The organism is Acidobacteriota bacterium (genome assembly GCA_026707545.1).
Taxonomy (GTDB): Bacteria; Acidobacteriota; Thermoanaerobaculia; order Multivoradales; family Multivoraceae; genus Multivorans.
Genome location: JAPOWR010000005.1, coordinates 1 through 24,069, shown reverse-complemented (window position 1 = coordinate 24,069; position 24,069 = coordinate 1). Strand labels below are relative to the sequence as shown.

Sequence of the window (24,069 nt, the reverse complement as noted above, 5' to 3'; positions counted from 1 at the left end):
TGCCGGCCGTTGAGCGGGTATCCGGACCTCAGCGCCGCCTTCGAGCAGTTCGCGCGCGTCGAAGCGCCGGACCTCGACTCGCCAACGTACGCGGCACTCGCCGCGGGCGTGGCGGGAGACGGCGAACTGCTGGCGCTGGCGGCGGGGCGTCAACGAGGTCAACCGGCGCCGAACATGCTCTTCGGGGCCGTGCAGTACCTGCTCCTGCAGGGAGTCGAACATCCGCTGGCAGCGCACTATCCGGTCCTCTCGGGTCCGGAACCGCCGCCAAGCGAGGCCTTCCCGCCCTTCCGGGCGTTCTGCCTCGAACACCGCGAGGCGGTCGCGGACCTGATCGCCACTCGTCGCACCCAGACCCAGGTCGTGCGGCGCTGCACCTGCCTTCTGCCCACGTTCGGCCAGGTCCACCGCGAGGCCGGAGCGCCGCTGGCCCTGATCGACGTCGGCGCCAGCGCCGGCCTGAACCTGAACTTCGACCGCTACGCCTACCGGTATCTGCGAGACGGAGGTGAGGTCCTGCGCTGGGGAAGGGGTACGGCGCGGGTCGACCTCGAAGCCGACCTGCGGGGCCCCGGCACGCTGCCGGAGCCGCCACGGAAGATCCCGGTGGCCAGCCGCGACGGAATCGACCTGAACCCGATCGACCTCGGCGACGCGGATGAGTTGCTCTGGCTGCGAGCGCTGATCTGGCCCGAGCACGTGGAGCGCCACGCTCAGCTCGTGGACGCCGCGACCGAACTGAAGGACAGCCCGGTCCGTCTCCATCGCGGCGACGCTTCTCGTGATCTGCCGCACCTGCTCGAGCGAGTCCCCGCCGAAGCGGCGCTGGTCGTCTACTCCACCATCGCTCTCTACCAGGTTCCCCGTGAGGACCGGCGGCGCATCACGGAAGGGCTGGAGGTCCGGAGCCGGGAGCGGCCCGTTTGGCGGGTAGCCCTGGAAGGCGCCCATCGGCCGAGCCTGACGCTGACCAGGTACCGCGGCGGTTCCGGCGAAACGGAGATACTCGCCCGGGCCTCGCCGCATGGTTGGTGGATCAAGTGGCGGAGCCCTTAGGCCCGGCGCCCTCGGGTCAAAACGAGAAGGTGACCGTCATCGAGACGGACCGCGCCGCCCCGAGCCACGCCGCGTTCTCGGTGATCGCGGAGAGGTAGGCCTCGTCGAGCAGGTTGTTCGCCACCAGCTCGAACGTCGTTGAGCGGAGCAGGTCGCTCAGCACCTCGCCCGAGAAGACGACGTAGGCGTCCAGCATCCAGTACTCGTCCGTGGTCCAGTCCGCGACCAGGCTGACGCGCCGCGGCGACGTGTACTTGGCGCTGATCCCGGCGCTCAGGGGACCGGACCGGTCGAGGGAGATGACCCACAGCCGATCCGGCACGCCGGTGACGTCCGTCCCCGGCATGATGTTCTGGTTCGCGTCGACCAGGGCGTCGCCGCTGCCGACGTACTCGGAGTTGTTCAGCGTGTAGGCGGTGTACAGGGAGAGCTGGTGGGGCATCTGCACGGTGGCCGAGAGTTCGACGCCGTTCGTTTCGATGCCGCCCGCGTTGAAGTAGGCGCCGCCCCCGGGAATGAGGTAGTTGGGGCCGGCCGGCGTCTGCGGTCCGAGGTAGAAGATCCGGTTGTCGAAGTCGATGACGTAGCCGGTGGCGCTAAGCGCCAGCCGTTCGGCCGAGTACTGGAGCCCGACGTCGATGTTCGAGGCGGTTTCGGGCTCGAGAGCGGCGAGACTGCGCCCGGGCACCTCGAGCAGCGTGCTGCCGATCGCCCGGAAGTTCTCCGCGTAGCCGGCAAACAGGTCCAGGCCCTCGACCGGCGTCTCGTAGGTGACTCCGCCCGAGAGGAGCAGACTCGAATCCGAATCGACCGTCAGGTTCGGATCGACAAGGAACTGGTCCTCGCGTGACACGTCGACCAGGTACTTCTTGAGGCCGCTGGTCAACGTGAAGCGCCCGGCGTAGAGCGTCTCCTCCGCGTACAGCATCATGACGCTCTGCGGGAACTCCCACTGGTACTGGTGCCAGTAGGGCGTCGCGTGCCACTGGAAGTTGATCACCGGATCGAGGATCTGGTGCCAGTCCCGTCCGAGGTCGCGCTTCGAATCCTCGTACCAGATGCCGGCGCGCAGCTTGCTGCCGGCGTTGCCGATCGTCGTGAGCCACTCCTGGTCGAGCGTGACGCCGACGCGGTCCTTGCCGTAGTGGCTGTGGCGGTACGACTGCACCGCCGTGGCGCCCGGATGACACGCCGGATCGACCTCCGGGCCGCCCGGGCCGTAGTAGTTGAAGAGAAACGACGAGGTGCAACCTGGCGTCGGCCCGACCGCGGCACCGTCGGGGCCGACGAAACGAATCAGCCCGAGCTGCGAGCCGCCCCGCACGGTGGGGCCGCCGCGAAGCTCCGACTCGGCGCCGCCTCCGTCGTCGGTGATGTCGACGATGTAGGGGGGCAGCCAGTCGCCGCGGCCGCGGTTGCGATGGAAGTAGCCGGCCAGGCTCAGTGAGAGCTCCTCGCCGAGCGACCACTTCCCCTTCAGGTAGCCGAACGTGTTGCTCCGCCGGGTCTGCCAGCCCCGCCGGTAGAACTGGTTCAGGTACGGCACGCCGGGCCAGTCGCCGATCAGCCGGTCCCAGCGCGGGTTGGCCCGGAAGTCGCTCTCGCTGTAGAGGCGCTGGTAGACGTCCTCGTGGATGTTGTCGTACGAGATGTAGCTCGTCAGGTCGACGCGGCCGCGGGACGAGACGAGCTTCATCGCCACGTGCTCGCGCTCGTTGAGCGCCGAGCCCTCCATCCAGTCGGTCGCGCCCTGGCGGGTTGCTGCGATCCAGGCGCGGGTGTTGCCTCCGAAGATCGGCCCGGTATCGACCCGCATGAAGAAGCGCTGGCCCTGGTACTCGCCCAGCGTCATCGACGCCGTGTAGGTGCGCTCGTCCGCCGGATCGTCGGTCAGGTAGTTGAACGTGCCGCCGAGCGCCTCAACGGACCGCGAGGCGATGTCGGCCGTTCCCTGGGACACCTCGACACCGCCGAGGTTCATTGGATCGACGAAGCGGTTCGCCTTGGCGCCGCTCCAGTAGTCCGACGTGCCGTTCGGAAACCCGTCGATCGTGGTGCCGATCTGCACGTCGTTGATCGTCACCTGGAAGCCGCGCATGGCGACGTTGGCCGACCAGTCGTCGAAGCCGTAGGAGTCGCCCTCCTGGACGGAGACTCCCGGCAGGTTGTCCACCACAGACGTCACGTTGGTGATCTTCGACTGTTGCCGGAGCATCGGCTGGGAGACGATGTTCCGCGCGAAGGTCCGGGGCTCTTCGGCCACCACGGTGACGGTCTCGAGCAGCCTCACGACTTCCAGGACGAGCCGGACGTTCTCCGTGGCGCCTGTGGCCAGCGAAACCGGCGTGTCGGCTGTTTCGAAGCCCAACAGGGACGCCGTGACGAGATAGTCGCCCGCCGCGAGCCCGGCGCTGGCGTAGGCGCCGTCTCCCTGGGTGATCCGCTCCTGGCGCACGCCCGGGCCAGTCACGGTCACCGTGACCCCGGGCAGGGGAGTGCCGTCCGCGTCGACGACGACGCCCTGGATGGTTGCGGTGGTTTGGGCGGTTGCCGCGGCTGCGGTAGCCGACAGCAATACGACGGCGACGGCGAGTCGCGCTGACCAGAGGTGTGGGACATCCATCGAATGGCACCTCCCAGGTTGTGGGTTCGGTCAGGGCATTATGGCCCGATCGATGGATGGGATGGTGGAGGCGGTGGGAATCGAACCCACGTCCGCGAGACTCGGCGCGAGGGATCTACGTGCGTAGCCTTCACTCGATCAGTCGCTGCCGGCTTGGGTAGAAGGCCACCACGGCCGGCGGTCTAGTTCCGAAGTGATCCGGCCTGAGTTCGGAACCGCGCTCAGACGTTTGATCCACTTTGAGTGTCGCTCCTGACGGCGCCGCGAATCAAGGCTCCGGCAGGACCGTGACGGCTTCTAAGCCGCCAGTGCCAATTCGTCGTTGGCGAGTGTAAGTGTCCGGTTTACGAGTCGGACTCGGCACGCAACCCCCGAACCGCATGATCTCCCGTCGAAGCCATGCGCCCCCAGGGACCCACGATTCTACACCAGGCGGCTGCTACTCAGTCGAAGTCAACCGGCCGGTAGGCCCGCGTCGTATGGGTCTCGACGTCCTCCCAGTAGATCCAGGCGGGCTTGAACCGTCGTTCCGAGAGCAGCCTGGCCTGGTCGAAGAAGTGCGGCGAGTCGGGGCGATGGCTCTGGCCGTAGTGGAGGTAGCTCGCTCCGCGCGTCTTCTCGCCGAACTCGTAGACGGCCATGTAGGAGGCGCCGGTCGCGGCGTAGCGGAGCTTGCGCTCTTCGCCGTTCGGGAGCGTTGTGGGCGGCGAGTGGTACAGGGTAAAGGCGACGCCGAGGGGCCCGCGGACGCCGGCGAGCGGCAGGCTCGGCTCGGCGTCCGAGAAGGGGACGGCCCCGGCGGAGGGCTGGTTGGCGTGGCGCTGGATGCGGTGGATGTCGCCGTAGGGCACGCGCCAGTCGCCGTAGAGCTCGGTGAGTTTCTCCACTGCCCGCTCAAGGGCGACGAACCGCGCGGCCATGTCGTTCACGTACTCCGGCTTCAGGGTCTCGACGGGATAGCCGCGGCCGTAGAGCTCCTCGTACCAGCCGACCGCCAGCGTCGCCTGCGTGGAGGTGAGGGAGCCCTTGTAGTCCCAGTCCAGCAGATGCTCGAGGTAGGGGCGCACCCGGGCGGCGAGTTCCGGGTCGGTGCGTTCGAGCGTCTCGAGCCTGCGCGCGTAGACGGGGATCTCCGTCATCGGCCAGTAGAGGGTCGTGTCGTAGGCGAGGTCCTGAAAGTCCTCGAACGTGAGGTCGCTCGCATTGCGCAGCAGGTAGCGGGCCACCTTCGCCCGGCGCTTGTCGTCGTGCTTGTCCTCGACCATGTAGGGCGGGAAGTCGAGCAGCGAGGGGTTGCCGTCGTCGGTCGTGGTGAACGGCGTCGAGTTGCAGTTCTGGACGAACCCGGACGGCGGGTTGAGGATCTGCGGCAGTTCCTCGATCGGGTGGAACGGCCCCCACTCGTTGTTCGGGTCGGCGCCGTCGACGGGCTGCGTCCAGTCGATGGAGGGGTCGCGGCGGGCGAACGTGCCGTTGTAGAGGTAGAAGATGTTGCCGTCGGCGTCGGCGTAGGTCGTGTTGAAGGTCTGCAGCAGTTGCATCGAGACGGCGGCGTACCACTCCTCGAAGGTCCGCGCCTTGGCCTGGGCCAGCGCCTGGACCATGCGGCTGCCCTCGTAGAGGCGCGGCACCCGGACGGCGAGGTAGTGATCCTCGTCCTCCCTGGCGATGATCGGGCCGTGGTGCGAGCGTCGGAGCGCGACCTCGCGCGGTTCGAGATCGCCGTCATCGCCCCGGACGTGGATCGTGGCGCGCCACTCCTCGGCCTGCCGGTAGCCGTCGCCGTAGCGGTACTTGAGCGGATCGCTCGGATGGTCGAAGGTCAGGCGGTAAGTGTCCGAGATGTCGGCGGCGTTGACCGTGTACGCCCAGCCGAGCCTCTCGTTGAAGCCGGCGGTCGGCAGCGGGCCGCCCGGGTACATCGCGCCCGAGAAGTTGAGCCCTTCGCCGCTCACCACGTGCATCTCCGTGAACATGCCCGAGCCGTACCAGGGCTGGTGGGGATTGATGAACAGCATGGCGTTGCCGTCGCGCGTCTTCGACGGGGCGACGGCCCACTGGTTCGAGCCCAGGGACGCGGCCAGCTCCTCCGCCAGCCGGGGTAGCCGGCCCCGTGGCGCGTGGGCCGCGCCGAGCAGCCGCCCGAGGATCATGTAGCGCTCGAAGGCGAGCACGTGGAAGGGCTCCATGCGGGTCAGCAGGCGCGGCTTCTCTTCGGGGTGCCGCTCCAGGTAGTAGTTGTAGCCGGCAGCGAAGGCCTCGGCGATGCGGCGGATGTTCTCGGGCAGGTCGGGGAAGTCGCGGCGGGAGGTCCCCACCAGGTCGAAGAGCGCGACTTCGAGGTCGCTTCGGAAGCCCGACTCGCCGACGACCTCCGCGTAGCGCCCGAGCGCCTTGATGTAGGTGTCCTCGAGCTGAAAGAAGTGGTCCTCGCACTGTGCCCAGGCAGAGCCGAAGGCGACCGCGGCGTCGGTGGAGGCCTTGACGTGGGGCACTCCCCACTCATCGCGGTGGATGACGACGTCGGCGGCCCAGGCGGGTACGTCCTGGGTGCCGCCAACGGCTGCCGGTGTGCTTTGGCGGGGTTCCGTGTCGACCGCGCACGCGATGGCAGCGAGCGATAGGGCCCCCGCAGCGACCCGGCTCGTCCAGGGGTGACTCAAGCGCATCGAGCCGGCGAGTATCGCACGCGCCTCCTCGCTCCTGCCTCTTACTCCGTCGCCCGGAGCCGTTGCATCTGCCCAGGCCACGCCAGCAACTCGCGGTCGGCTGTCACGAGGCTGTGACCGGCGAGAGCCGTGGACACGATGATCCGGTCGGCCGGGTCGGCGGGAAGATCGCGAAGAAAGACCGCTCGCATCGCGATGTCGCCATCGACCGGAATCTCGTTCAGGCCGTGGTACAGCAGGTACCCCCTTAGCGCCTCCACGGCCCAGCCGATCTCGACGCGACCCTTCTCAAGCAGCATCGCGATCTCCCAGAACGAGATTGCGGACACCGCGGCATTGCCCGAAAGGAAGGCTTCATCTACCGCGCGGTGAGCTTTCGCGCCGAGCCTCCGGTTGCCCTGAGTGAGCCAGATGAGAACGTTTGTATCTAGGAGCAGCAATGACGGCTATGTCCCTCAGTCGGGATCCTCGCCGAGGATGAGGGCCACTTTCCGCTCTTCGTCCCACTCCCACTCCAGGGGGGACATGATGTCGCCCTTGATCTCGATGACACCCCGAAGGCAGCCGAAGAGGCTCTTCGGCCTCTCCCGGTACGGCACGAGCCGCGACACCGGATTGCCGTTCTTCGTGATGACGACCTCGTCGCCGGTTTCGGCGACTTCGTCCATCAGCTTGAGACAGGTGGCCTTGAACTCGGAAGCCTTGATCGTCCGTTCCATGGTGCCGCCGACCGTATCACGGATTCAGGCCATGGTCATGACCATGGTCACATGCGTCGTGGAGCCAGCGGACCTCTCGGAGCTTCGCCCGGCCGGGGGCCGAGGCTGGCCAGGAAGTCCGCTGCGCTCTTGTGCCTCAGCCTCGAACCGACGACGAGCCACGCCAGCAGGATCAGGATGAAGCCGCTGCCGGCCAGGTTGGGCGTCGTTCCCGGGAGCAGCGGCCAGGCGAGCATCGCCAGCACACCCAGGGCGCCGAGCGCCAGCATGCCGACCGCGGCGGCGTTCGTGGAGTACTCCGACCGCTCGACGTGGAAGAGAACGTGGGCGCCCTGGCCCGTTCTCCTCACCGACACGGAACCGTGAAGGATCCCGGAGCGGACGCCGGCGGCGACCGGGAGGGTCAGTTGGCCTCCGGTTCCCCGCCGGTGCCAGGTCCCGTTCCAGGCCTCGGCGCCGTCCTCGATCGCCTCGATCGCCTCCTCCGGCGTCAGCTCGAGTTCGATCTCATACTGTGAAAGCACGATCGGCGAACCGAGGATGGCGCCTACGCGGCCAGCTCGTCGAGTTGCCGGTCGAAGAAGTCCTCGACCGCGACGAGGAACTTCTCCACGGTGTCGAGCTGCTGGATCTGCTGCCGCAGGCGCTTGCCGTTCGGCAGTCCGTGCGTGTACCAGCCGGTGAACTTGCGCAGCTTGTGCAGGGCGAACCGGTTCGCTTCGCGGTCCGCCACCATGTGGAAATGTCCGAGGATCAGGTCTCGCCGGTCCATCAGAGTCGGTTCGGGCGCATCCTCCCCGAGCAGGTGGCTCGTGATCTGGTGGAAGATCCACGGATTCCGCGTCGCCCCGCGACCGATCATCACCCCGTCGCAGCCGGTCTGCCGGAGCAGGCGCTCGGCGTCCTCGGGAACCACGATGTCGCCGTTGCCAATGACGGGAATGGAGAGAGCCTCCTTGAGCCGGGCGAGATGGGTCCAGTCCGCTTCGCCCTTGAACATCTGCTTCGCCGTCCGCGCGTGCATCGTGACGGCGTCGACGCCGAGGTCCTCGCACAGACGGCCCAGGTCCAGGTAGTTCGTCTGCGTGTGGTTCAGCCCCAGGCGGAACTTGACCGTCAGGGGAATCCGGATTCGACGCCGCACTTCGCCGATGATCCGCCCTGCGAGGTCGAGGTCTCCCATCAGCGCGGCGCCGGCGCAGCCCTTGAGCACCTTGTTGGCCGGACAGCCCATGTTGATGTCGCAGACGTCGGGACCCAGCTCCTCGACGATCTCGGCCGCCTCGGCCATCGTCTCCACGTCGGAGCCGTAGATCTGGATCGCCATCGGGCGCTCTTCCTCGACGAAGTACATGAGATCCCGCGTGTGCCGGTTGCCGTCGACGATGGCCCGTGAGGAGATGAACTCCATCGAGACCAGGCCGACGTTGCCGATGCGGCGCACGATCAGGCGGAAGTCCCGGTCGGTCACTCCGGCCATCGGCGCCAGGAACAGCGGCGGATCGATCGTCACGGACCGCTCGCCCTGGCCGAGGAGAATCGGCTCGAGCGGCGGCATCGCTGGCGGGGACGTAGTCATGCGCGTCCGATTCTACGGCCTGACGGCGCTAGGATCAGCCGCCGTGCCGAACGACCGTGCAGCGCCCGCTCCCGCAGGTCCCGATCTCTGCGCCTGCGGGTTGCTGGGCGAGTTGCCGCGGCGGTTTCTGGACCGGCGCGACCTCGATCTGCTCGAGCCACTGCGATTCGCCGTGCCGGGCGACGCAGGCGACCTGACGGCGCTGCCCGGCCCGCCGCCCGATCGCGGCCCGCTCGCGGCCGCGCTGGCCGAGCGGAACGAGCGCTACGGCCACCCCGGCGCCGCCCGGCTTGCCGAGTCGCTCGCCGATCCGGAAACGCTCGTCGTGATCACGGGCCAGCAGTGCGGCCTCGGATGCGGACCCCTGTTCACGCTGACGAAGGCGGCGGCCTGCACGTTGTGGGCGGAAGAGTTGACCCGCCGGGGCCGGCGTGCGGTGCCCCTGTTCTGGATGGCGTCGGAGGACCATGACTTCGCCGAGGTGGCTCGTGCCTTCTTTCCGTCCGCCGGGCCGGACGCCCTGACGCTGGGCGATGATCCGGAGCCGCTGCGGCCGGTCGGAGGCCGGCCGCTGGGATCGGCCGCCGAATCGCTGGTGGCGAGAGTGCTGGAGACCGCTCCGAGCGACGACTACCGGCGGCGGATCGAGGACTGCCGGCAGCACCTCGACCCTGAGCGCTGCTTCGCCGAGTCCTTCTCCCGGCTCATGGTCCGCTTCCTCGGCGACCGGTGTCCGCTCGTGGTCGACTCGCAACTTCCCGCCCTGAAGTCGGCCTCCGCGCCGGTGGTCCGCCGGCTGATCGCGCGGCGCGGTCCGGTCGACCAGGCCCTGGCGGCGGCGGCGGCAGAGCTGGGGCGCCGGAACATCCGGCTTCCAGTGCGCTCGAAGACCGCCGAGTCGCCGCTGTTCCTCATCGGCGCGGGCGGGCGGCGCCGGCGGGTGGTCTGGGACGAGGCCGGCGGCTACCGGCTTCGTGGCGGCGGCTCGGGAACGCTCGAGGAACTGATCGACACGCTGAACCGCGACCCGGAGTCGTTGAGCCCCGGAGTCCTGGCGCGGCCGGTTGTGCAGGACGCGGTCTTCGGCACGACGCTGATGATTCTCGGTCCGGGAGAACTGGCCTACATGACGCAGGCGAGCGTCCTGTACCGCGAATTGGACGTACCCGCGCCGGCGGTCGCCCTGCGGCCCCAGGTCCTCCTGCTCGGCGCCCGCGAGCGCCGTTGGCTGGAGCGACTGGAAGCGGAGGGTCTCGATCTGGCGACCGTGCTCTCCGGGTCCGACGAACTTGATCGGCGACTCGCGGAGCGTTGCGGCCTCGACTTCATCGCCGCGGCTCGCGCCAAACTGGAAGCTGCCGTGGAGGAGCTGGCGGAGGGGCCGGACCGCATCGACGACTCGCTGGCGGCCCCCTGGACCAAGACGGGATCGAGCCTGAGGCGGACGCTCGAGCTGTTCGAGCGCCGGGTCGTGGCGGCGGCGGCAAGGCGTGACGAAGTGGTGCGAGGGAGGGTCGAGCGGCTGCGCGCGCACTGTTTGCCGAATGGCAAGCTCCAGGAGCGCGAGTTCACCTCGCTCCACTGTCTGGCCTCGTACGGCGAATCCCTGGTCCGCCAGCTCCTGACGATCGACCTGGACCCCCGCCGGCTGCAACCGCTGTCGATGGACCGGCCGCGTGAGGGAGAGGCTGCAACCGCGGACGGACCGCGCGCGTAGAAGGGAAACCGATGCGGATAGGAATCTGCTGCTTTCCGAGTTTCGGGGGCTCCGGGGTCGTCGCCTCGGAGCTGGCCCTCGCTCTGGCGGAAGGTGGCGACACGGTCCACGTGGTCAGCTCCACTCGTCCTCCGCGTCTGCTCCAGGCCTCGGGTGTCCACCATCATGCGGTCGACGGGGCGGGAGTCCTCGAGTACGGCCTGTTCGAGTACCCGCCCTACACTCTGGCGCTCGCGAACCGGTTGGCGCAGGTCGTGCGGGAGGCCGGTCTGGATGTTCTGCACGTTCACTACGCGGCGCCGCATGCGGTCGCCGCCCTGCTGGCGCGCCAGATGCTCGCGGACGATCCTGCCGGCTCGCCGGCGTGTCCGATCGTGACCACGGTCCACGGTACGGATGTGACCCTGGTGGGTGCCGATCCGAACTACCGCGACATCGTCGGCTGGGCCCTTCGCGGCAGCGATCTCGTCACCGCGCCCTCTCATGCGCTGCGGAGCGAGGTCGCGGAGCGGTTCTCGCTAGAGGACCCCTTGGAGGTGATCCCGAACTTCCTTCCCCCGGCGGCCAGCGAAACGTCGCATCCGGCCCCCGCCGGGGACCTGCAGATCGTCCACGTCTCGAACTTCCGCCCGGTCAAACGGGTGGCCGACGTCGTCGGAGCGTTCGCACGGGTCCGGCGCCGGTTGCCGGCGCGGCTCTGCCTGGTGGGCGACGGTCCCGATCGCGCGGCGGTCGAGCGACAGTGCCGTGATCTCGGCATCGAGGAACATGTCGCGTTTCTCGGCAACCAGGCGCGGGTTGAACCGATCCTGGAGCAGAGCGATCTGTTCCTGTCGGCCTCGGAGAGCGAGAGCTTCGGCCTTGCGGCGCTCGAGGCACTGGCTCTGGGTGTGCCGGTGGTGGCGACACGCACCGGCGGCGTGCCGGAAGTGGTCTGTGACGAGCGCAACGGGCTGCTCTGCGCCGTAGGCGACACGGAGGCGCTGGCCGAAAGTTGCGTGGCGTTGCTCAGCGACCCTTCGCGGCGGCTCGCCTTCGCGGTGCATGGTCGGCAGTGGGCACGCTCGTCGCGGTTCGACCGGGGCCGCGTGGTCGCCCGTTACCGGGAGGCCTACCGCGCTACACTGACACCCGGCGGAGTTGCCGCGGCCCAGGCCGAGCGGGCCCTTGGTGGTCTGCCGGAAGATCCGCTGCAAGGGAAGGTAGAGGCATGACAGAACCGGCAGCGCCCCCGCCTGCACCACCACCCCCCTCCGATCCGCCGTCGAACCGGAACCTGATGGTGGTTCTTGCCTATCTGTGGATCCTGGTGCTTGTGCCGCTCTTGATCGAGGAGAAGGATGAGGAGGTTCGGTGGCATGCCAAGCACGGCCTCGTCCTGATGGGCGCCGAGTTCGCCTTCTGGATCGTGATCCAGGTCGCGTTGTTCGTGTCCGGCGGGATCGGCTGTTTCCTGGCGCCGTTCATCTTCATGCTGTTCGTCGCCTTCGTGCTGGTGCGGCTCGCCTGCATCGTCCGGGGGATCAATGGCCACCGGCTGAAGGTCCCCGTGCTGACGCCCCTGGTTGACCGCTTCTGAGTCGAGCGAGGGAACCGACCGCATACTGGGTGCGCCGGCGTCACCGCCGGCTTTGTAGCCGCGGGTCTTCTGACCCGCGGAGAAGAAGGCGCCGCAAAGCGGCGACCTTTCGGGTGCTCATGCTCGTTGGCCTGCTCCTGGTTGCCGCCGGGGCGGTCGACATGGCGCGGCCGCCTGGGCGGCAGCTCTCGGCGCGTGGCGTCGACGCCCTGATCGGCGCCTACCAGGCGACCGTTTCGCCTGTCCTGACCAGCCTCGGTGTCCGCTGTCGCTTCGAGCCGACGTGCAGCGAGTACGCACGAGAGACGATACGCCAGCGTGGTCTGGCGGCTGGCGCTCTGCGCAGCCTGACCCGGCTGACCCGCTGCGGACCGTGGACACCACCGGGCACTGTGGATCCTCCCACTTTGAGTGCCGGCATCTCGGCTTTCCAACCATGACGGTCTGGCCCAGCGAGGTGCGGCGCGACCATGAGGCGCGTCTGCTCCGTGTCCGCTGGCAGGATGGCCACGAGAGCGACTACGAGTACGACGTCCTCCGTGGCTTCTGCCCGTGCGCGATGTGCCAGGGGCACAACGCCGGCCCGCTGCGGTACCAACCGCCGCCGCGGCCGGTGACCGCCCGGACGGTGTCCCAGGTCGGCAACTACGCGCTCAGCATCGCCTGGTCCGACGGCCACTCGACGGGGATCTACCGTTTCGACCTCCTGCGCCGCCTGTGCCCGTGCGACGAGTGCCGGGCCGATCGGTCAGGTGGCGGCGGGTAGTAGCCCGGTCGGGTCGAACAGCCGGCGGGCACGGTCCCAGTCTTCGGGCGTGTTCACGTTCAGCAGGACGTCGTCGGGATTGCCGAACCGGGCAGCGTCGACCGGCTCGATCGAGAGGCGCGAACATCGGGTGAGCGGGTAGAGGCTGAAGTCACCGCCAGCCACACGGGTCGCGAGCACGCTCAGGGCGGGCGGCGTCCACAGCGCACAGGTGAGGTTCATGGTCCATCGATCCGAGACATCCGAGGTGGCCGCGGCCAGGTCGGCTCCACTGGAGGCGAGGGCGGAGAGGAGTCCGACCGGCGTCAGCGGAAGGTCGCAGGCGAGGACGAGCAGGCTGGTGCCTGACCGGGCGCGGGAGGCGCCGAGTACGCCAGCCGCCGGCCCGGAGCCGGGACCATCCTCGACTGCCGTCACCGAAACAGTCTGGATGTTCGCTGGGGGCTCGATTGCGGCACCGCCACCGGCCACAAGGACCTCGTCGATCTGAGGTGCGGCGGCAAGGCGGTCCGCGGCCCACTCGACCAGGGTGGGCCCCGACTCGCCGGCCGGTCCGCCCGGCAGACGAAGACCTGCCTTGCTGCGGCCCAGCCGGCTTCCGGCTCCGCCGGCAAGGATGACACCCACAACTGCCCTGTGCTGAGTGGTACGCTCCGCGCGCTTCGCGCCCGCGGCATGCGGCTCGGGCGGATTCCTCTCTGGAGACCCTTCAGATGCAGAGTTCACTCACCGGACCTTGGAGTCGTTTCTTGATCTACGCTGCTTCCACCGTTCTGCTGGCCGCTCCGAGCTTTGGCCAGGACACGCTTCCGAGGGTAGCCCTCGAAACGAACCACGGCACGATCGTGCTGGAGCTCAACCCGGAGAAGGCGCCGATCACGGTCGAGAACTTTCTCGACTACGTCGAGCGCGGCTGGTACGACGGCACCGTCTTCCACCGCGTGATCGACGGCTTCATGATTCAGGGCGGCGGTTTCACGCCGGACCTTCAGAGGAAGATCACCCGGCCCGAGATCGAGAACGAGTCGAAGAACGGTCTGTCCAACAAGCGCGGCACGATTGCGATGGCGAGGACCGGTGATCCGCACAGCGCCACGGCGCAGTTCTTCATCAATCTGGTGGACAACGACGGGCTGGATGCATCGGGATCGAGCTGGGGTTACGCGGTGTTCGGCGAGGTCGTGGAGGGGATTGAAGTGATCGACTCCATCGCGAAGGTGGAGGTCAAGCCCGGCCGTGTGAGCGAGGCGGAACCGCAAGAGACCGTCAGTCTGGTCAGCGCAAAGAAGGTCCAGTAGCGCGGCGCGTCGAGACCGGCGTCGTTTCCGGCCCTGAGCGTTTGCCAAGGGGCGGTTCGCTGAAATCGTGGTGGTGCCGAAGGCCGGACTCGAACCGGCACGGGTTGCCCCACACGGCCCTCAACCGTGCGCGTCTACCAATTCCGCCACTTCGGCTCTGGCCACGTCCCGCCAGGTCAGCCCTGGTTGCCGCTTGCGTCGTCGCTCTCCGCCGGGGCCGTCGCGGGCTCGTCCGTCGGCTCCGAGGTCTCGACTTCGTCCATGACGGAACCGACGCCGCTCATGACGGACGATGTGTCCCGCTTCTGCACGATGTTGATCGAGAGCGTCGTCAGGATGAAGAGAACGAAGCAGACGACCGTCAGCTTGTGCAGGAGGGTTGCCGCGCCCCGCGCGCCAAAGGCGGCCTGGGATGCGCCGCCGCCGAACACGGACAGGTCGGCTCCCTTGCCCTGCTGCAGCAGCACGACCAGGATCAGAAACAGCGAAAGCGCCACATGGAAGGTGTAGAAGGCGAGGATCAAGTGGTTCTCCTGCTAGTCAAGGCGCGGGACCGCCGCCGGAACCCGCACAGAGGCGAATGATACGCAGGAACGAGGCAGGATCAAGACTTGCGCCGCCGATGAGGAAGCCGTCGATGTCGGGGCGGCCCAGCAGATCCTCGCAGTTGTCCGCATTGACGGACCCCCCGTAGAGGATACGGGCGGCGTCGCCGAGACCGGAGCGGTGATCGTTGAGCGCGTGCCGCAGGTGGCTGTGGACCGCGGCCGCGATCTCCGGTGAAGCGCTCAGGCCGGTGCCGATCGCCCAGACCGGTTCGTAGGCGAGAACCGCGCCGGCCCCGGCCCCGGCGTCCGCGTCGGCGGCGTCGAGCACCGCGAGAACGGGCGCCAACTGGGCGTCCAGGATCGCTTCCGTCTCGCCCTGCTGCCGCTGTTCGAGCGTCTCGCCGACGCAGACCACGGGCGTCAGGCCGGCGGCGAGGGTCCGCTCCGCCTTTCGCGCGACCTCGACGTTCGATTCCCCGTGGTACTGGCGGCGCTCGGAGTGTCCGGCCAGAGCCCAGGCGGCGCCGGCGTCCCGGGCCTGCGCGGCGGCGACGTCGCCGGTGTAGGCGCCCTTTTCCTCGGCGTGGACGTCCTGCGCCCCGACCGAAGCCCACTCCGGCATCGCGCGGGCGGCCGCGGCCAGGTAGACGGGGGTCGGAAACAGAACGATGTCGATGTCCGTCTCCGGCGGCCCGGCGGCGGCGAGCGCCTCGGCGTATGCGGCGACATCGGAGCCGAGCAGATTCATCTTCCAGTTGCCGGCGACGATGGGTGTGCGTTTCATTGCTGTCTCCCGCTACCGGCCCTGCGGAGGGCCGCGACGGCCGGCAGTTCTTCTCCCGCGAGCAGCGCCAGGGAGGCGCCGCCGCCGGTCGAAACGTGATCGATCCTGTCCGACAGGCCTTCCTGCTTCACGGCGGCCACCGTTTCACCGCCGCCGACGGCGGTGAATCCCGGGCAGGCGGCGACCGCTCTGGCCACCGCCCGGCTGCCGGCGTCGAAGGGCGGCGTCTCGAACACTCCCATCGGCCCGTTCCAGAACAGGGTCGCGGCGTCGGCGGCGGCGCGGGCGAAGGCGTCCCGGGTCGCGGGGCCGATGTCGACCGCCAGCCAACCGGCCGGCACGCCGCCATCGGCCGGCACGGTGCGGTGTTGCCGCCGATTCCCCGGCGCGTCGAGGGAGTCGGTGACGACCAGATCGGCTGGCAGCAGCAGTTCGCTGCCGCGAGCCGCGGTCTGGCCTTCGATCTCTTGAGCCAGGTCGAGCCCCTCCCTCTCGACCAGGGAGGATCCCAGCTCGTATCCGCGGGCGGCGAGAAACGTGTTGGCCATGCCTCCGCCCACGAGCACCCGGTCGACCAGGGGCAGCAGGTGGAGCACCGCATCGATCTTGCCGCGGATCTTCGCGCCGCCGACGATCAGCACGAACGGCCGCGGGGGCTCGTCGAGCAGCCGGCCGAGCTGCCGCAGTTCGCGGTCGAGCAGCAGTCCGCTGAAGGCCTGCTTCACGTGGGCGCAGACGGCGGCGGTCGATGCGTGGGCACGGTGGGCGGTGCCGAAGGCGTCGTTCACGTAGACCTCGCCCAGGGCCGCGAGTTCGGCACCGAGCGCCGGGTCGTTCCGCTCCTCGCCGGCGTGGAACCGGAGGTTTTCGCAGAGGCAGGCTTCGCCGTCGCCGAGAGCGGCCGCGGCCTCCTGGGCGGCCGGTCCGACGCAGTCCTCCGCGAAGGCGACGGGGCGGTCGAGAATTCCCGCGAGCGCCTGGGCCACCGGGCGCAGGGTGAGCCCGGGATCGACCGTGCCGCCGGGCCGGCCGCGGTGCGACAGCAGAACGACCCGTGCGCCGGCGCCCGATAGGGCGCGAATCGTCGGCGCCGCCTCGCGCAACCGGGTCGCGTCCAGGACGTTACTGCCCGCCATGGGTACGTTGAAGTCGACCCGTACGACGACGCGCCGGCGGCGGACGTCGAGGCGCCCGCCGGCGAGCGCGGTCTGGAGGTTTGGGGGAGGAATCACGGGTCGTATCGGGGTGGGTGGCGTGCTACCGCCTTCGGGACTGCGGAGGATAACGTCGCCGCCATGGCGGCTGGGGCTGGGGAGGCGACTCCGTTCCGGGGCTTCGTCCTCGGTATCGAAACCTCCTGCGACGACACCGCGTGCGCCGTGCTCGACGCGGAGGGCCGGGTGCTCTCGTCCCAGGTCTCGAGTCAACTGGAGGTCCACCGCCCCTTTGGCGGCGTGGTCCCCGAGGCGGCGTCGCGGGAACACCTCCGGAACTGGCCTGCGGTATCGGAGGCGGCGTTGGCGGAGGCCGGGATCGGATGGTCGGACGTCGGTGCGGTCGCGGCGACGCGGGGGCCGGGGCTGGTCGGATCGCTCCTCGTCGGGCTGTCGCTCGGCAAGGCGATCAGCTACTCCCTAGGCGTGCCCTTCCTTGCCGTCCACCACCTGGAAGGACATCTGTTCTCGCCCCTGCTCGGAACCGGGGGTGCGAGCCGGCCGCTGCCCGAGTCGATGCTGGGCCTGGTCGTGTCCGGCGGCCATACCAGCCTGCTCGAGGTGGACGGCGAAACGGGCGCCGTGACCAGCCTCGCGGAGACCCGCGACGACGCGGTCGGGGAAGCGTTCGACAAGGTTGGGCGACGGCTCGGACTGCCGTTTCCAGGCGGTCCCGAGGTGGACCGGCTGGCCGAGCTGGGCGATCCGGCGGCGCGGCCGTTTCGGATCGCCAGGATCAGCTCGAACGAGCTGGCCTTCTCCTATTCGGGGCTGAAGAGTCAGGCGCTACGCGCGCTCGCGGAGACCCTTGGAGAGAGGGAGATACCGCCTGCGGCTCTCGGCGGCGACGACGAGGCGTGGCCCCAGGAGGTGCTCGACCTCCTGGCGGGCTTCCGGCGCGCCGCCGTGGACCAGTTGATCGGGCGTCTGGACCGGCTCTTCTCGGAGCGGCCCATTGCGCACCTCTCCGTGTCGGGAGGCGTGGCCGCTTGCCGGTTGCTGCGGCGCGAGGTGACGGCCTGGGGCGAACGCCGCGGCGTCGAGATCCTGCTCGTGCCGCTCCGCTTCAGCGGCGACAACGCCGCGATGATCGCGCACGCCGGCCTGCTTCGCCTTCGCCGGGGTGACAGCGACGATCCCCGCTCCGCCGACGCAGAGAGCCGCATTCCGTTTGCTAGCGCCGCCCCGTAGCGTCTCCCGGCCGCGCAAGACCGTCTCAGAGTGTCCCGGGCCTTCTGGCCCGGGCCAGGTCAACGGCCTAGCCGACAACCCCTTCCACCGGCGAGGACGCAGTCGCGTACAGCTTCTTCGGAATCCTGCCCGCGCCTCTTGCCAGCCACCCGGCTTCGACCGCCAGCTTCATCGCCCGCGCCATCCGCACCGGGTCCTCGGCGCCGGCAACGCCGGTGTTCATCAGCACGCCGTCCGCCCCCAGCTCCATCGCGAGGGCGGCGTCGCTGGCCGTCCCGACGCCGGCGTCCACGATCACCGGCACATTGGCCTGCTCGACGATGATGCGGAGGTTCGCCGGATTCCGGATGCCCATCCCGGAGCCGATCGGTGCCGCCAGTGGCATCACGGCCGCGGCTCCGAGGTCCTCCAGCTTGCGGCAGGTGATCGGATCGTCGGTCGTGTAGGGCAGGACGACGAAGCCGTCGGCAACGAGTTCCCGGGTGGCGACGAGGAGTTCCTCGTTGTCCGGGAAGAGGGTCTTCTCGTCGCCGATCACCTCCAGCTTGACCCAGTTCCAGCCGCCCAGTTCGCGCGCCAGGCGGGCGGTGCGGATCGCTGCGTCCGCGGTGTAGCAGGCGGCCGTGTTGGGCAGCAGCAGATAGCGGTCCTGATCGATGTGGTCGATCAGGGACCCCTTCCCCAGGTCGTCGAGGTTCACCCGGCGAAGGGCCACCGTGACCATCTGGGTGCCCGAGGCCGCGAAGGCGTCGACCATGACCTGTTCGTCGCGGTACTTGCCCGTTCCAAGGATGAGGCGCGAGTGGAACTCGCGGCCGGCGACAACGAGAGGCTCCTGTTGGGTCATGGTGGTTGAGGTCATAGGGTGCTCTGAGCGGGGACGAAGTACCGGGTGCCCCGGATGGGTCGGGTGATGTGGTGCAGCAGCTCCTCGAAGTCCGTGGGCTTGTGTTCGAAGTCGAGGTTGCGGCTGTCCACGACCAGAAGAGGCGACCGATCGTAGTGGTAGTAGTGGTAGTTGTAGGCCTCGATCAATTGCCCCAGGTAGTCGGCGGAGATGTTCTGCTCGATGTCGCGCGAGCGCTTGCGGATCCGCGCCATGCAGGTTTCCACGTCGGCGGTCAGGAAGATCAGCAGGTCCGGTCCGCGTAGCTGTGGCTCGAGCAGGTCGTAGAGCTTCTCGAAGAGCATCAACTCGTCGTCGACGAGGTTGAGATAGGCGAACAGCCTGCTCTTGGCGAAAGTGTAGTCGGCGAGCCGGATGGGATCGAAGAGATCGCCCTGAGCCAGCTCCAGTTGCTGCTTGTAGCGGGTCAGCAGGAAGTAGAGCTCGGTCTGGAAGGCCGTCCCGGGCCGGTCGTGGTAAAAGGCCTCGAGGAACGGATTGTCCACGTCTTCGAGGATCTTCACTCCCTCGAAGCGCTGCGCCAGCATCTCGACGAGGGTGGTCTTGCCTACGCCGATCGGTCCGTCGACGGCCAGATACCGATACGGAAGCGCGTCAACGGGCACTGCGCGGACTATACAATCCCCGGCGGTGCCGGAGACCGCTGGGGCGGTGGACTCGTCGGGCTCGAAGCGACGGCAAGAGACTTTGCGGGAGGGGGACGAGTGAAGTGAATCCCTGGTGGCGGAGACCGGTAGCTGAAGAGGGCTCTGCCCGGGCGGAGCCGGAAGCCCAGGCGGTTGCCGAGGAGGTTCAGGAGTCCCCCGCCCAGGACGAGGTGTCGGCCCTGCTGGTCGATGCCGAGGCGACGGTCTCCGATGCGGACGCAGGCGGCGATGAACAGGAAGCGGCCGACGAAGGCGACGCTGGTGAAGCCAGCGTTTCGCCCGCTCTCCAGGCGGCCACCGAACCGGCGAAGCCGGCTCGAGCGACGCCCGAGGACGAGGACAAACCGCCTCCGGCCAGGCGCCGCCGCCGTCGCCGCCGTCGTGGCGGTCGGGGTCGCGGTCGCGGCCGGGCGACACAGGCTGGCGGTGGTTCGGGAGCTGGGGAGGTAGAGCGGGCGGCGGACGCCGGCCCACGCGCGGCTTCGCCCACGGCGGCAGGGAGGGCCGCCGTGCTGCTCGATGTGGAGGCGCTGAAGCGGAGTCTGGGAGCAGCGGCCGGGATCGATCCGGAGGGTCTGTTCGCTCGCCTGGACGGGGATCTGGGGAAGCTCGTGCTGCGCCGGGTCTACGCCGACGCTCGGGACCGCGACCTGGATCGCGCGGCGCTTCACCGGAGCGGCGCCGAAGTCGTCGACGTGCCCGCGAACCCGGAGGAACGCGGCTGTTCCGCCGCGGTGCGGATCGTCGTGGACGCCCTGGAACTCTGCTACACGAAGCGCGGCATCGGCACGATGGTGCTCGTGGCGTCATCGGTGCAGATGCTGCCCCTGGTGGCCAAGCTGCAGCAGAACGGCGTGACGGTGATCGGCCTCGGCGGCGCGGACGGCAACGCGCAGGTGCGAGGCCAGTGCGACCGCTTCATCGACCTCGGCGGCTAATCCGGCCTGGCTGGGTCCCGCTTGGACCGGGGATTATAACGCTGTTTAGCCGCCGCCCCTCTCAGTCGGGGCGGTTGTGAACGCGGATCGACGGATCGGGCGGCTTGGCGTTCGCGAAGATCCTGTCCGCGACTTCCTCCACGGAGTGCGCCGGCAGCCGGATGACGTTCTGAGCCGGACGGCCAGGCTTCTTCTTCGGCTTCTTCTTCATGATTCCTCCCCGCGCATGTAGCCGCGCTTCTGATTCTCGCGGCGCAGCCCCGAGAGTGTGTAGGTGTTGCTCTTCAGCCGGTTGCACGGCCCGCAAAGCAGGATTCGGTTCGAGACGTGGTTGATCCCGCCGTCCGAGCGGGGCGTGTTGTGGTCCAGTTCCAGGTAGCGGGGATCGTCGAACAGTCGGTCGCAACCCTGGCAGCGCGGGCCGTGCTGTTCGAGCAGGTGTTCGTACATCTCGCGGCGAGTCCAACGCGGGCCGTCCGGTTCGGCGACGCGGACCTTCACGCGGAGGAACGGTGCCGCAGTGTCGCCTTCGTCTGTGCGTTCTGGCGGGTCGGCAATCAGGGGAATGTCGCCTAGCTTGAAGCGGCCAAGCAGCGCATCTTGTTCCAGGCGACTGATGACAAGCTGGTGCGCTTCCTTCCAAATGTCGATTCCAACCCACTGCCGGTTCAAGCGTTCAGCCGCAACTAGCGTGGTGGCGCAACCCGCAAATGGGTCGAGCACTACGCCGCCTTCATCGCTGCTTGCCTTGATGATGCGCTCGTACAGCTCCAACGGCTTCTGAGTAGGGAAGCCAGTACGTTCCACCTTGTCGGAGTTGTTCAGCTTGGGGATGGGCCAGACATCATCCAGGGGAACTCCGTAGGACATCGCCTCGTCCAAGTAGCGCCGAACCCGTTTCCCGCCACCGGCATCCGAGAGGACGTATTCCCTTCCGTTCTCGTCTGTCCTGACTTTCTGCTTCCGTGTGCGAACGTACTCCTCTTTGTCCGTCCACGGTCGCGTCGGGTAGTTGAACGTCTGGCGAGGCGCTCTCGCGTAGAACAGGATCACGTCATGGCGCCGCTCAATGTGCGAGCGAAGGCGCTTGTTCCAGCCCGAGTAGCCCCACACAATCTCGTTGCGGAACTGCTTTGCGCCGAAGATCGCGTCCATGAGCATCCGCAAGTACGGACTCGCGGTGTGGTCGCAGTGCAGGTAGATGGAACCGGACGGTTTCAACAGTCTTCGCATGGCGAGCAGGCGAACCGCCATGAAGCAGAGGTAGGCCGCCATCCCGTCCGAGTGCGTCTCTCGCGCTCCGTTGATTGCCCGCATCAAGCCGGGGTGATCGTCCGTGATCTCGTCCACCCAGTCCTCGTGGACATCCCGCTCCCAGGTCCATCGATCCTGGAACTTCGCCCCAGCCGCGAGGCTGTCCGGCGTGGCGTGGAAGTCCCGCCCCTTGTTGAACGGCGGATCGGTCGCGATCAGGTCCACGGACTCCGAGTTCATGGATCGGAGAAATGGGAGATTGTCGCCGTGGAACAGCGTCCGATTCGCCCAGTTCGGCTCGCTCACGAACCGGACCGTGCGCCGGACGGCAAGCCGTTGTCGGCGATCAGATCGCGGTAGGTCAGCCGCTTGGCGGCGAGACCAGCCGTCAGCGCAGCCATCTGCTTCAACACCGCCCGCGTCACGTCCGAGAGCGTCGCCGAGCCGTAGATCGGATGCGCGGTCAGAACGTCAGTTCCTGTTGCGCCATCGGCTTGCCGCTGTACGGATCGTTCATCATCGGTAGAAGCGGGAGCTTCCCGTCGAAGTAGTCGCTGATCGGCCATAGCTGCATCCTCCTGTAGGGCTGTCCTGAAACGGTGATCGTGCCTGCGTCGGCTGCCTCGGCTCGCGCCGCACGGGAGCCGACAGGCTCCAGTGTGACGAAGCAGCCGAGCGCCGCATGGTCGCGGTCGGTGACGTGCCGGAAGTCCCGCAACGCGCCGAGATTGAACCCCCCCCCCCTTGATCTGGGCCAGGGCGAGCCGCGAATCGTAGTCGTCCGGCTGCGCCGCTAGCACCGCCCGGCCGTCCACGCCGCCATCCGCGACCTGCTTCATGTTCGGGGCGAAGCCGGGAAGCCGAGTCACCGCCCACGACTCGAAGTTGAACGGCTGCTCCGCCGCGAGCTTGCGGGCCGACGCGAGGTCCACGGGGATCCCCTTTGTCGGGATCGTCCGGTCGCGTAGGCGCTTCTCACGGATCAGGTCGATAGCGAACGACGAGATGTCGATTCCGGCCCACCGGCGGCCGAGCCGTTGCGCGGCCTCGATGGTCGTTCCGCAGCCGCAGAAAGGGTCGAGGATGAGGTCGCCTGGGTTCGACGATGCATTGAGAATGCGTTCTAGCAACGTGCGTGGCTTCTGGGTCGGGTAGCCGAGACGTTCTTTCGACATCGGATTGATGATCGAAATGTCAGTCCAGCAATCCCCGAGAACCGGCATCCTTGCCCGAGTGAAACGCACTTCGACGCCCTGGCTAGACGCCCGCTCTATCGCCTTCTGAGCTTTGACGCGGTCGTACACCAAGAGTCGCTTCTTGCCGCCGTCTACGACTGTGTGGTAGCCGATCGCATACCGCCGAGCATCACGCGGTGGCGTGGTCAGGACATTGAACGTGTTACGACCAGCGCTCTTGGCGTAGAAGAGCAGACTGTCGTGCATCGAGGGGAATGCCCGTTCGCTGCGACGGCTGAATCGATTGTACGTCCAAAGCAACTCGTTCTTGAACGCCCGAAGTCCGAAGACACCGTCCAAGAGGATCTTCAGGTAGTGGCTCGCGGTCGGGTCACAGTGCAGGTAGATGCTCCCCGTGGGCTTCAGGAGCCGCTGCATGTGCTCCAGGCGCTCCGCCATGTACGTGAGGTACGCGAGCATCCCGGACGGTCCGATCACGCGCCGCAGGCCGACTATCGCGTCATGGGCTAGCCGTGCCGGTGCGCCCTCGTAGGCCGCGTAGCGGTCCGCCGCAGCTTCGTCCCATGCCCAGATGTCGCTGAACGCCCTGAACTGGGCGTCAGCGCCGCCGCGAGCGCTGTACAGGATGTTGTAGTCCGCCTTCGAGTTGAACGGCGGATCGAGGTAGATCAGGTCTACGGACTGGTCATCCCACTGCCCCATCCAGTCGAGGCAGTCGCCGTAGTAGAGCGTCCCCGCGTCCGGTCCGCTCACGCGGAGCGGGCACCGGACGGAAGCCCGTTCGGGGCGATCAGGTCTCGGTACTTGAGCCGCTTCCCAATGAAGCCGTCGAACAGTTCGGCGAGTTGCTCCACCGTGTCCAGGTCGCGCTGATTCTTCCGGCCCGCGAACTCGTCCACGTAGCGCCGGAGGTGCTTCGGCGACATCTTGTGGTACGTGCCGACGAAGCCACGCTTGAACATGGACCACAAGGACTCCACGGTGTTCGTGTGGACGTTCACGCCATTCACGTACTCGCCTACGGAGTGCTTCACGGTCCGATGCAGGTACGACTGCATCAGGTCCGTGTAGCCGCCGTGATCGTCGGTGTAGACGCGAGAGGCGTGCCGGACGTTGCCTTCGACGAACCGGGTCAACGTGTTGGCATCGGTGCTTTGGATCGGCTGCGCGACCACCTTCCCGCCGCGCTGCACCGCGCCGACCACGACCCGCTTGCCGTATGCGTCCTCGGCGCTGTAGCGCTTCCGGTCCTTCGCGTGGCGGCTCTCCTGCTTGCCCCCTACGAACATCTCGTCCACTTCGACGGTGCCGAACAGTTTCTCGGCATCATCGCCGAAGAAGCCCTCGCGGATGCGCTGCATGAGGTACCACGCGGTCTTGTAGC

At 68.1% G+C, this 24,069-nt stretch carries 25 protein-coding genes, 1 tRNA gene and 1 other RNA gene; 9 read left to right on the top strand and 18 right to left on the bottom strand.

The window, feature by feature from the left end; all coding sequences use genetic code 11:
- Window positions 1–9 precede the first annotated feature (9 nt).
- Window positions 10–1,056 carry a DUF2332 domain-containing protein gene (locus tag OXG83_16150; protein MCY3966561.1) on the top strand — a complete coding sequence of 349 codons (1,047 nt, stop codon included), beginning with the start codon at window positions 10–12 and terminating at the stop codon, window positions 1,054–1,056.
- Between the two features lie 16 nt (window positions 1,057–1,072).
- Here OXG83_16150 and OXG83_16145 read toward each other — a convergent pair whose 3' ends face one another.
- From OXG83_16145 to dusB, 7 genes are all read right to left on the bottom strand, one after another.
- Window positions 1,073–3,679 carry a TonB-dependent receptor gene (locus OXG83_16145; GenBank protein ID MCY3966560.1) on the bottom strand — a complete coding sequence of 869 codons (2,607 nt, stop codon included), beginning with the start codon at window positions 3,677–3,679 and terminating at the stop codon, window positions 1,073–1,075.
- Between the two features lie 62 nt (window positions 3,680–3,741).
- Window positions 3,742–4,088, bottom strand: a transfer-messenger RNA (tmRNA) gene (gene ssrA / locus OXG83_16140).
- Between the two features lie 34 nt (window positions 4,089–4,122).
- A complete protein-coding gene (locus OXG83_16135; GenBank protein MCY3966559.1) occupies window positions 4,123–6,348 on the bottom strand; it encodes a penicillin acylase family protein in 2,226 nt (741 codons plus the stop codon).
- 41 nt (window positions 6,349–6,389) lie between these two features.
- Window positions 6,390–6,788: a type II toxin-antitoxin system VapC family toxin gene (locus OXG83_16130; GenBank protein MCY3966558.1), complete on the bottom strand. Its 399-nt coding sequence runs from the start codon at window positions 6,786–6,788 to the stop codon at window positions 6,390–6,392.
- Between the two features lie 15 nt (window positions 6,789–6,803).
- Window positions 6,804–7,067, bottom strand: a complete 264-nt coding sequence (locus tag OXG83_16125) for a type II toxin-antitoxin system Phd/YefM family antitoxin (GenBank protein MCY3966557.1) — start codon at window positions 7,065–7,067, stop codon at window positions 6,804–6,806.
- A gap of 47 nt (window positions 7,068–7,114) precedes the next feature.
- Window positions 7,115–7,591, bottom strand: coding sequence for a hypothetical protein (locus OXG83_16120; protein MCY3966556.1), 477 nt, complete (start codon window positions 7,589–7,591; stop codon window positions 7,115–7,117).
- Window positions 7,592–7,614: 23 nt separating this feature from the next.
- Complete coding sequence (gene dusB / locus OXG83_16115; protein MCY3966555.1) at window positions 7,615–8,646, bottom strand: tRNA dihydrouridine synthase DusB; 1,032 nt, start codon at window positions 8,644–8,646, stop codon at window positions 7,615–7,617.
- Between the two features lie 43 nt (window positions 8,647–8,689).
- Here dusB and bshC point away from each other — a divergent pair, with 43 nt between their 5' ends.
- The 5 genes from bshC (at window position 8,690) to OXG83_16090 (ending at window position 12,708) form a co-directional block, all read left to right on the top strand.
- Window positions 8,690–10,363, top strand: a complete 1,674-nt coding sequence (gene bshC / locus OXG83_16110; GenBank protein ID MCY3966554.1) for a bacillithiol biosynthesis cysteine-adding enzyme BshC — start codon at window positions 8,690–8,692, stop codon at window positions 10,361–10,363.
- Window positions 10,364–10,374: 11 nt separating this feature from the next.
- The gene (bshA, locus tag OXG83_16105; GenBank protein MCY3966553.1) at window positions 10,375–11,577 is read left to right on the top strand and encodes an N-acetyl-alpha-D-glucosaminyl L-malate synthase BshA; all 1,203 of its coding nucleotides are present in this window, start codon (window positions 10,375–10,377) and stop codon (window positions 11,575–11,577) included.
- Window positions 11,574–11,942, top strand: coding sequence for a hypothetical protein (locus tag OXG83_16100; protein MCY3966552.1), 369 nt, complete (start codon window positions 11,574–11,576; stop codon window positions 11,940–11,942). Before bshA ends, OXG83_16100 begins: the two co-directional genes overlap by 4 nt.
- Window positions 11,943–12,061: 119 nt before the next feature.
- On the top strand, window positions 12,062–12,382 hold the full coding sequence (gene yidD, locus OXG83_16095; GenBank protein ID MCY3966551.1) for a membrane protein insertion efficiency factor YidD: 321 nt from the start codon (window positions 12,062–12,064) through the stop codon (window positions 12,380–12,382).
- Window positions 12,379–12,708 (top strand): DUF971 domain-containing protein, encoded by a 330-nt coding sequence (locus OXG83_16090; protein ID MCY3966550.1) that lies wholly within the window; start codon window positions 12,379–12,381, stop codon window positions 12,706–12,708. The genes yidD and OXG83_16090 overlap by 4 nt, the downstream gene beginning before the upstream one ends.
- Here the strand turns inward: OXG83_16090 and OXG83_16085 are convergent.
- Window positions 12,691–13,335: a molybdenum cofactor guanylyltransferase gene (locus OXG83_16085; GenBank protein ID MCY3966549.1), complete on the bottom strand. Its 645-nt coding sequence runs from the start codon at window positions 13,333–13,335 to the stop codon at window positions 12,691–12,693. The two genes, OXG83_16090 and OXG83_16085, sit on opposite strands and share 18 nt — an antisense overlap.
- Before the next feature lie 86 nt (window positions 13,336–13,421).
- On the opposite strand from OXG83_16085, the gene OXG83_16080 reads away from it, so the two are divergent.
- Window positions 13,422–14,006 carry a peptidylprolyl isomerase gene (locus OXG83_16080; GenBank protein MCY3966548.1) on the top strand — a complete coding sequence of 195 codons (585 nt, stop codon included), beginning with the start codon at window positions 13,422–13,424 and terminating at the stop codon, window positions 14,004–14,006.
- Between the two features lie 71 nt (window positions 14,007–14,077).
- On the opposite strand, the gene OXG83_16075 is transcribed toward OXG83_16080, so the two are convergent.
- The 4 genes from OXG83_16075 to OXG83_16060 all read right to left on the bottom strand — a co-directional run bounded on the left by OXG83_16075 (window position 14,078) and on the right by OXG83_16060 (window position 16,570).
- Window positions 14,078–14,162, bottom strand: a tRNA-Leu gene (locus OXG83_16075).
- A gap of 20 nt (window positions 14,163–14,182) precedes the next feature.
- A complete protein-coding gene (gene secG, locus OXG83_16070) occupies window positions 14,183–14,530 on the bottom strand; it encodes a preprotein translocase subunit SecG (GenBank protein MCY3966547.1) in 348 nt (115 codons plus the stop codon).
- Window positions 14,531–14,546: 16 nt separating this feature from the next.
- Window positions 14,547–15,338: a triose-phosphate isomerase gene (gene tpiA / locus OXG83_16065; protein MCY3966546.1), complete on the bottom strand. Its 792-nt coding sequence runs from the start codon at window positions 15,336–15,338 to the stop codon at window positions 14,547–14,549.
- Window positions 15,335–16,570 carry a phosphoglycerate kinase gene (locus tag OXG83_16060; GenBank protein MCY3966545.1) on the bottom strand — a complete coding sequence of 412 codons (1,236 nt, stop codon included), beginning with the start codon at window positions 16,568–16,570 and terminating at the stop codon, window positions 15,335–15,337. The genes tpiA and OXG83_16060 overlap by 4 nt, the downstream gene beginning before the upstream one ends.
- 63 nt (window positions 16,571–16,633) lie before the next feature.
- On the opposite strand from OXG83_16060, the gene tsaD reads away from it, so the two are divergent.
- On the top strand, window positions 16,634–17,743 hold the full coding sequence (gene tsaD / locus OXG83_16055; GenBank protein MCY3966544.1) for a tRNA (adenosine(37)-N6)-threonylcarbamoyltransferase complex transferase subunit TsaD: 1,110 nt from the start codon (window positions 16,634–16,636) through the stop codon (window positions 17,741–17,743).
- 67 nt (window positions 17,744–17,810) lie between these two features.
- Here tsaD and OXG83_16050 read toward each other — a convergent pair whose 3' ends face one another.
- Together OXG83_16050 and OXG83_16045 are read right to left on the bottom strand one after the other, a co-directional pair.
- A complete protein-coding gene (locus OXG83_16050; protein MCY3966543.1) occupies window positions 17,811–18,590 on the bottom strand; it encodes a thiazole synthase in 780 nt (259 codons plus the stop codon).
- 11 nt (window positions 18,591–18,601) lie between these two features.
- Window positions 18,602–19,255: a deoxynucleoside kinase gene (locus OXG83_16045; GenBank protein MCY3966542.1), complete on the bottom strand. Its 654-nt coding sequence runs from the start codon at window positions 19,253–19,255 to the stop codon at window positions 18,602–18,604.
- A gap of 104 nt (window positions 19,256–19,359) precedes the next feature.
- On the opposite strand from OXG83_16045, the gene OXG83_16040 reads away from it, so the two are divergent.
- A complete protein-coding gene (locus OXG83_16040) occupies window positions 19,360–20,235 on the top strand; it encodes an NYN domain-containing protein (protein ID MCY3966541.1) in 876 nt (291 codons plus the stop codon).
- A 61-nt stretch (window positions 20,236–20,296) separates the two neighbouring features.
- Here OXG83_16040 and OXG83_16035 read toward each other — a convergent pair whose 3' ends face one another.
- The 4 genes from OXG83_16035 to OXG83_16020 all read right to left on the bottom strand — a co-directional run.
- A complete protein-coding gene (locus tag OXG83_16035) occupies window positions 20,297–20,446 on the bottom strand; it encodes a hypothetical protein (GenBank protein MCY3966540.1) in 150 nt (49 codons plus the stop codon).
- Window positions 20,443–21,729 carry a DNA methyltransferase gene (locus OXG83_16030; GenBank protein MCY3966539.1) on the bottom strand — a complete coding sequence of 429 codons (1,287 nt, stop codon included), beginning with the start codon at window positions 21,727–21,729 and terminating at the stop codon, window positions 20,443–20,445. The genes OXG83_16035 and OXG83_16030 overlap by 4 nt, the downstream gene beginning before the upstream one ends.
- Before the next feature lie 62 nt (window positions 21,730–21,791).
- The gene (locus OXG83_16025) at window positions 21,792–23,387 is read right to left on the bottom strand and encodes a site-specific DNA-methyltransferase (protein ID MCY3966538.1); all 1,596 of its coding nucleotides are present in this window, start codon (window positions 23,385–23,387) and stop codon (window positions 21,792–21,794) included.
- 47 nt (window positions 23,388–23,434) lie between these two features.
- A partial coding sequence (locus tag OXG83_16020; GenBank protein MCY3966537.1) for an IS1595 family transposase occupies window positions 23,435–24,069 on the bottom strand: 635 nt, incomplete at its 5' end.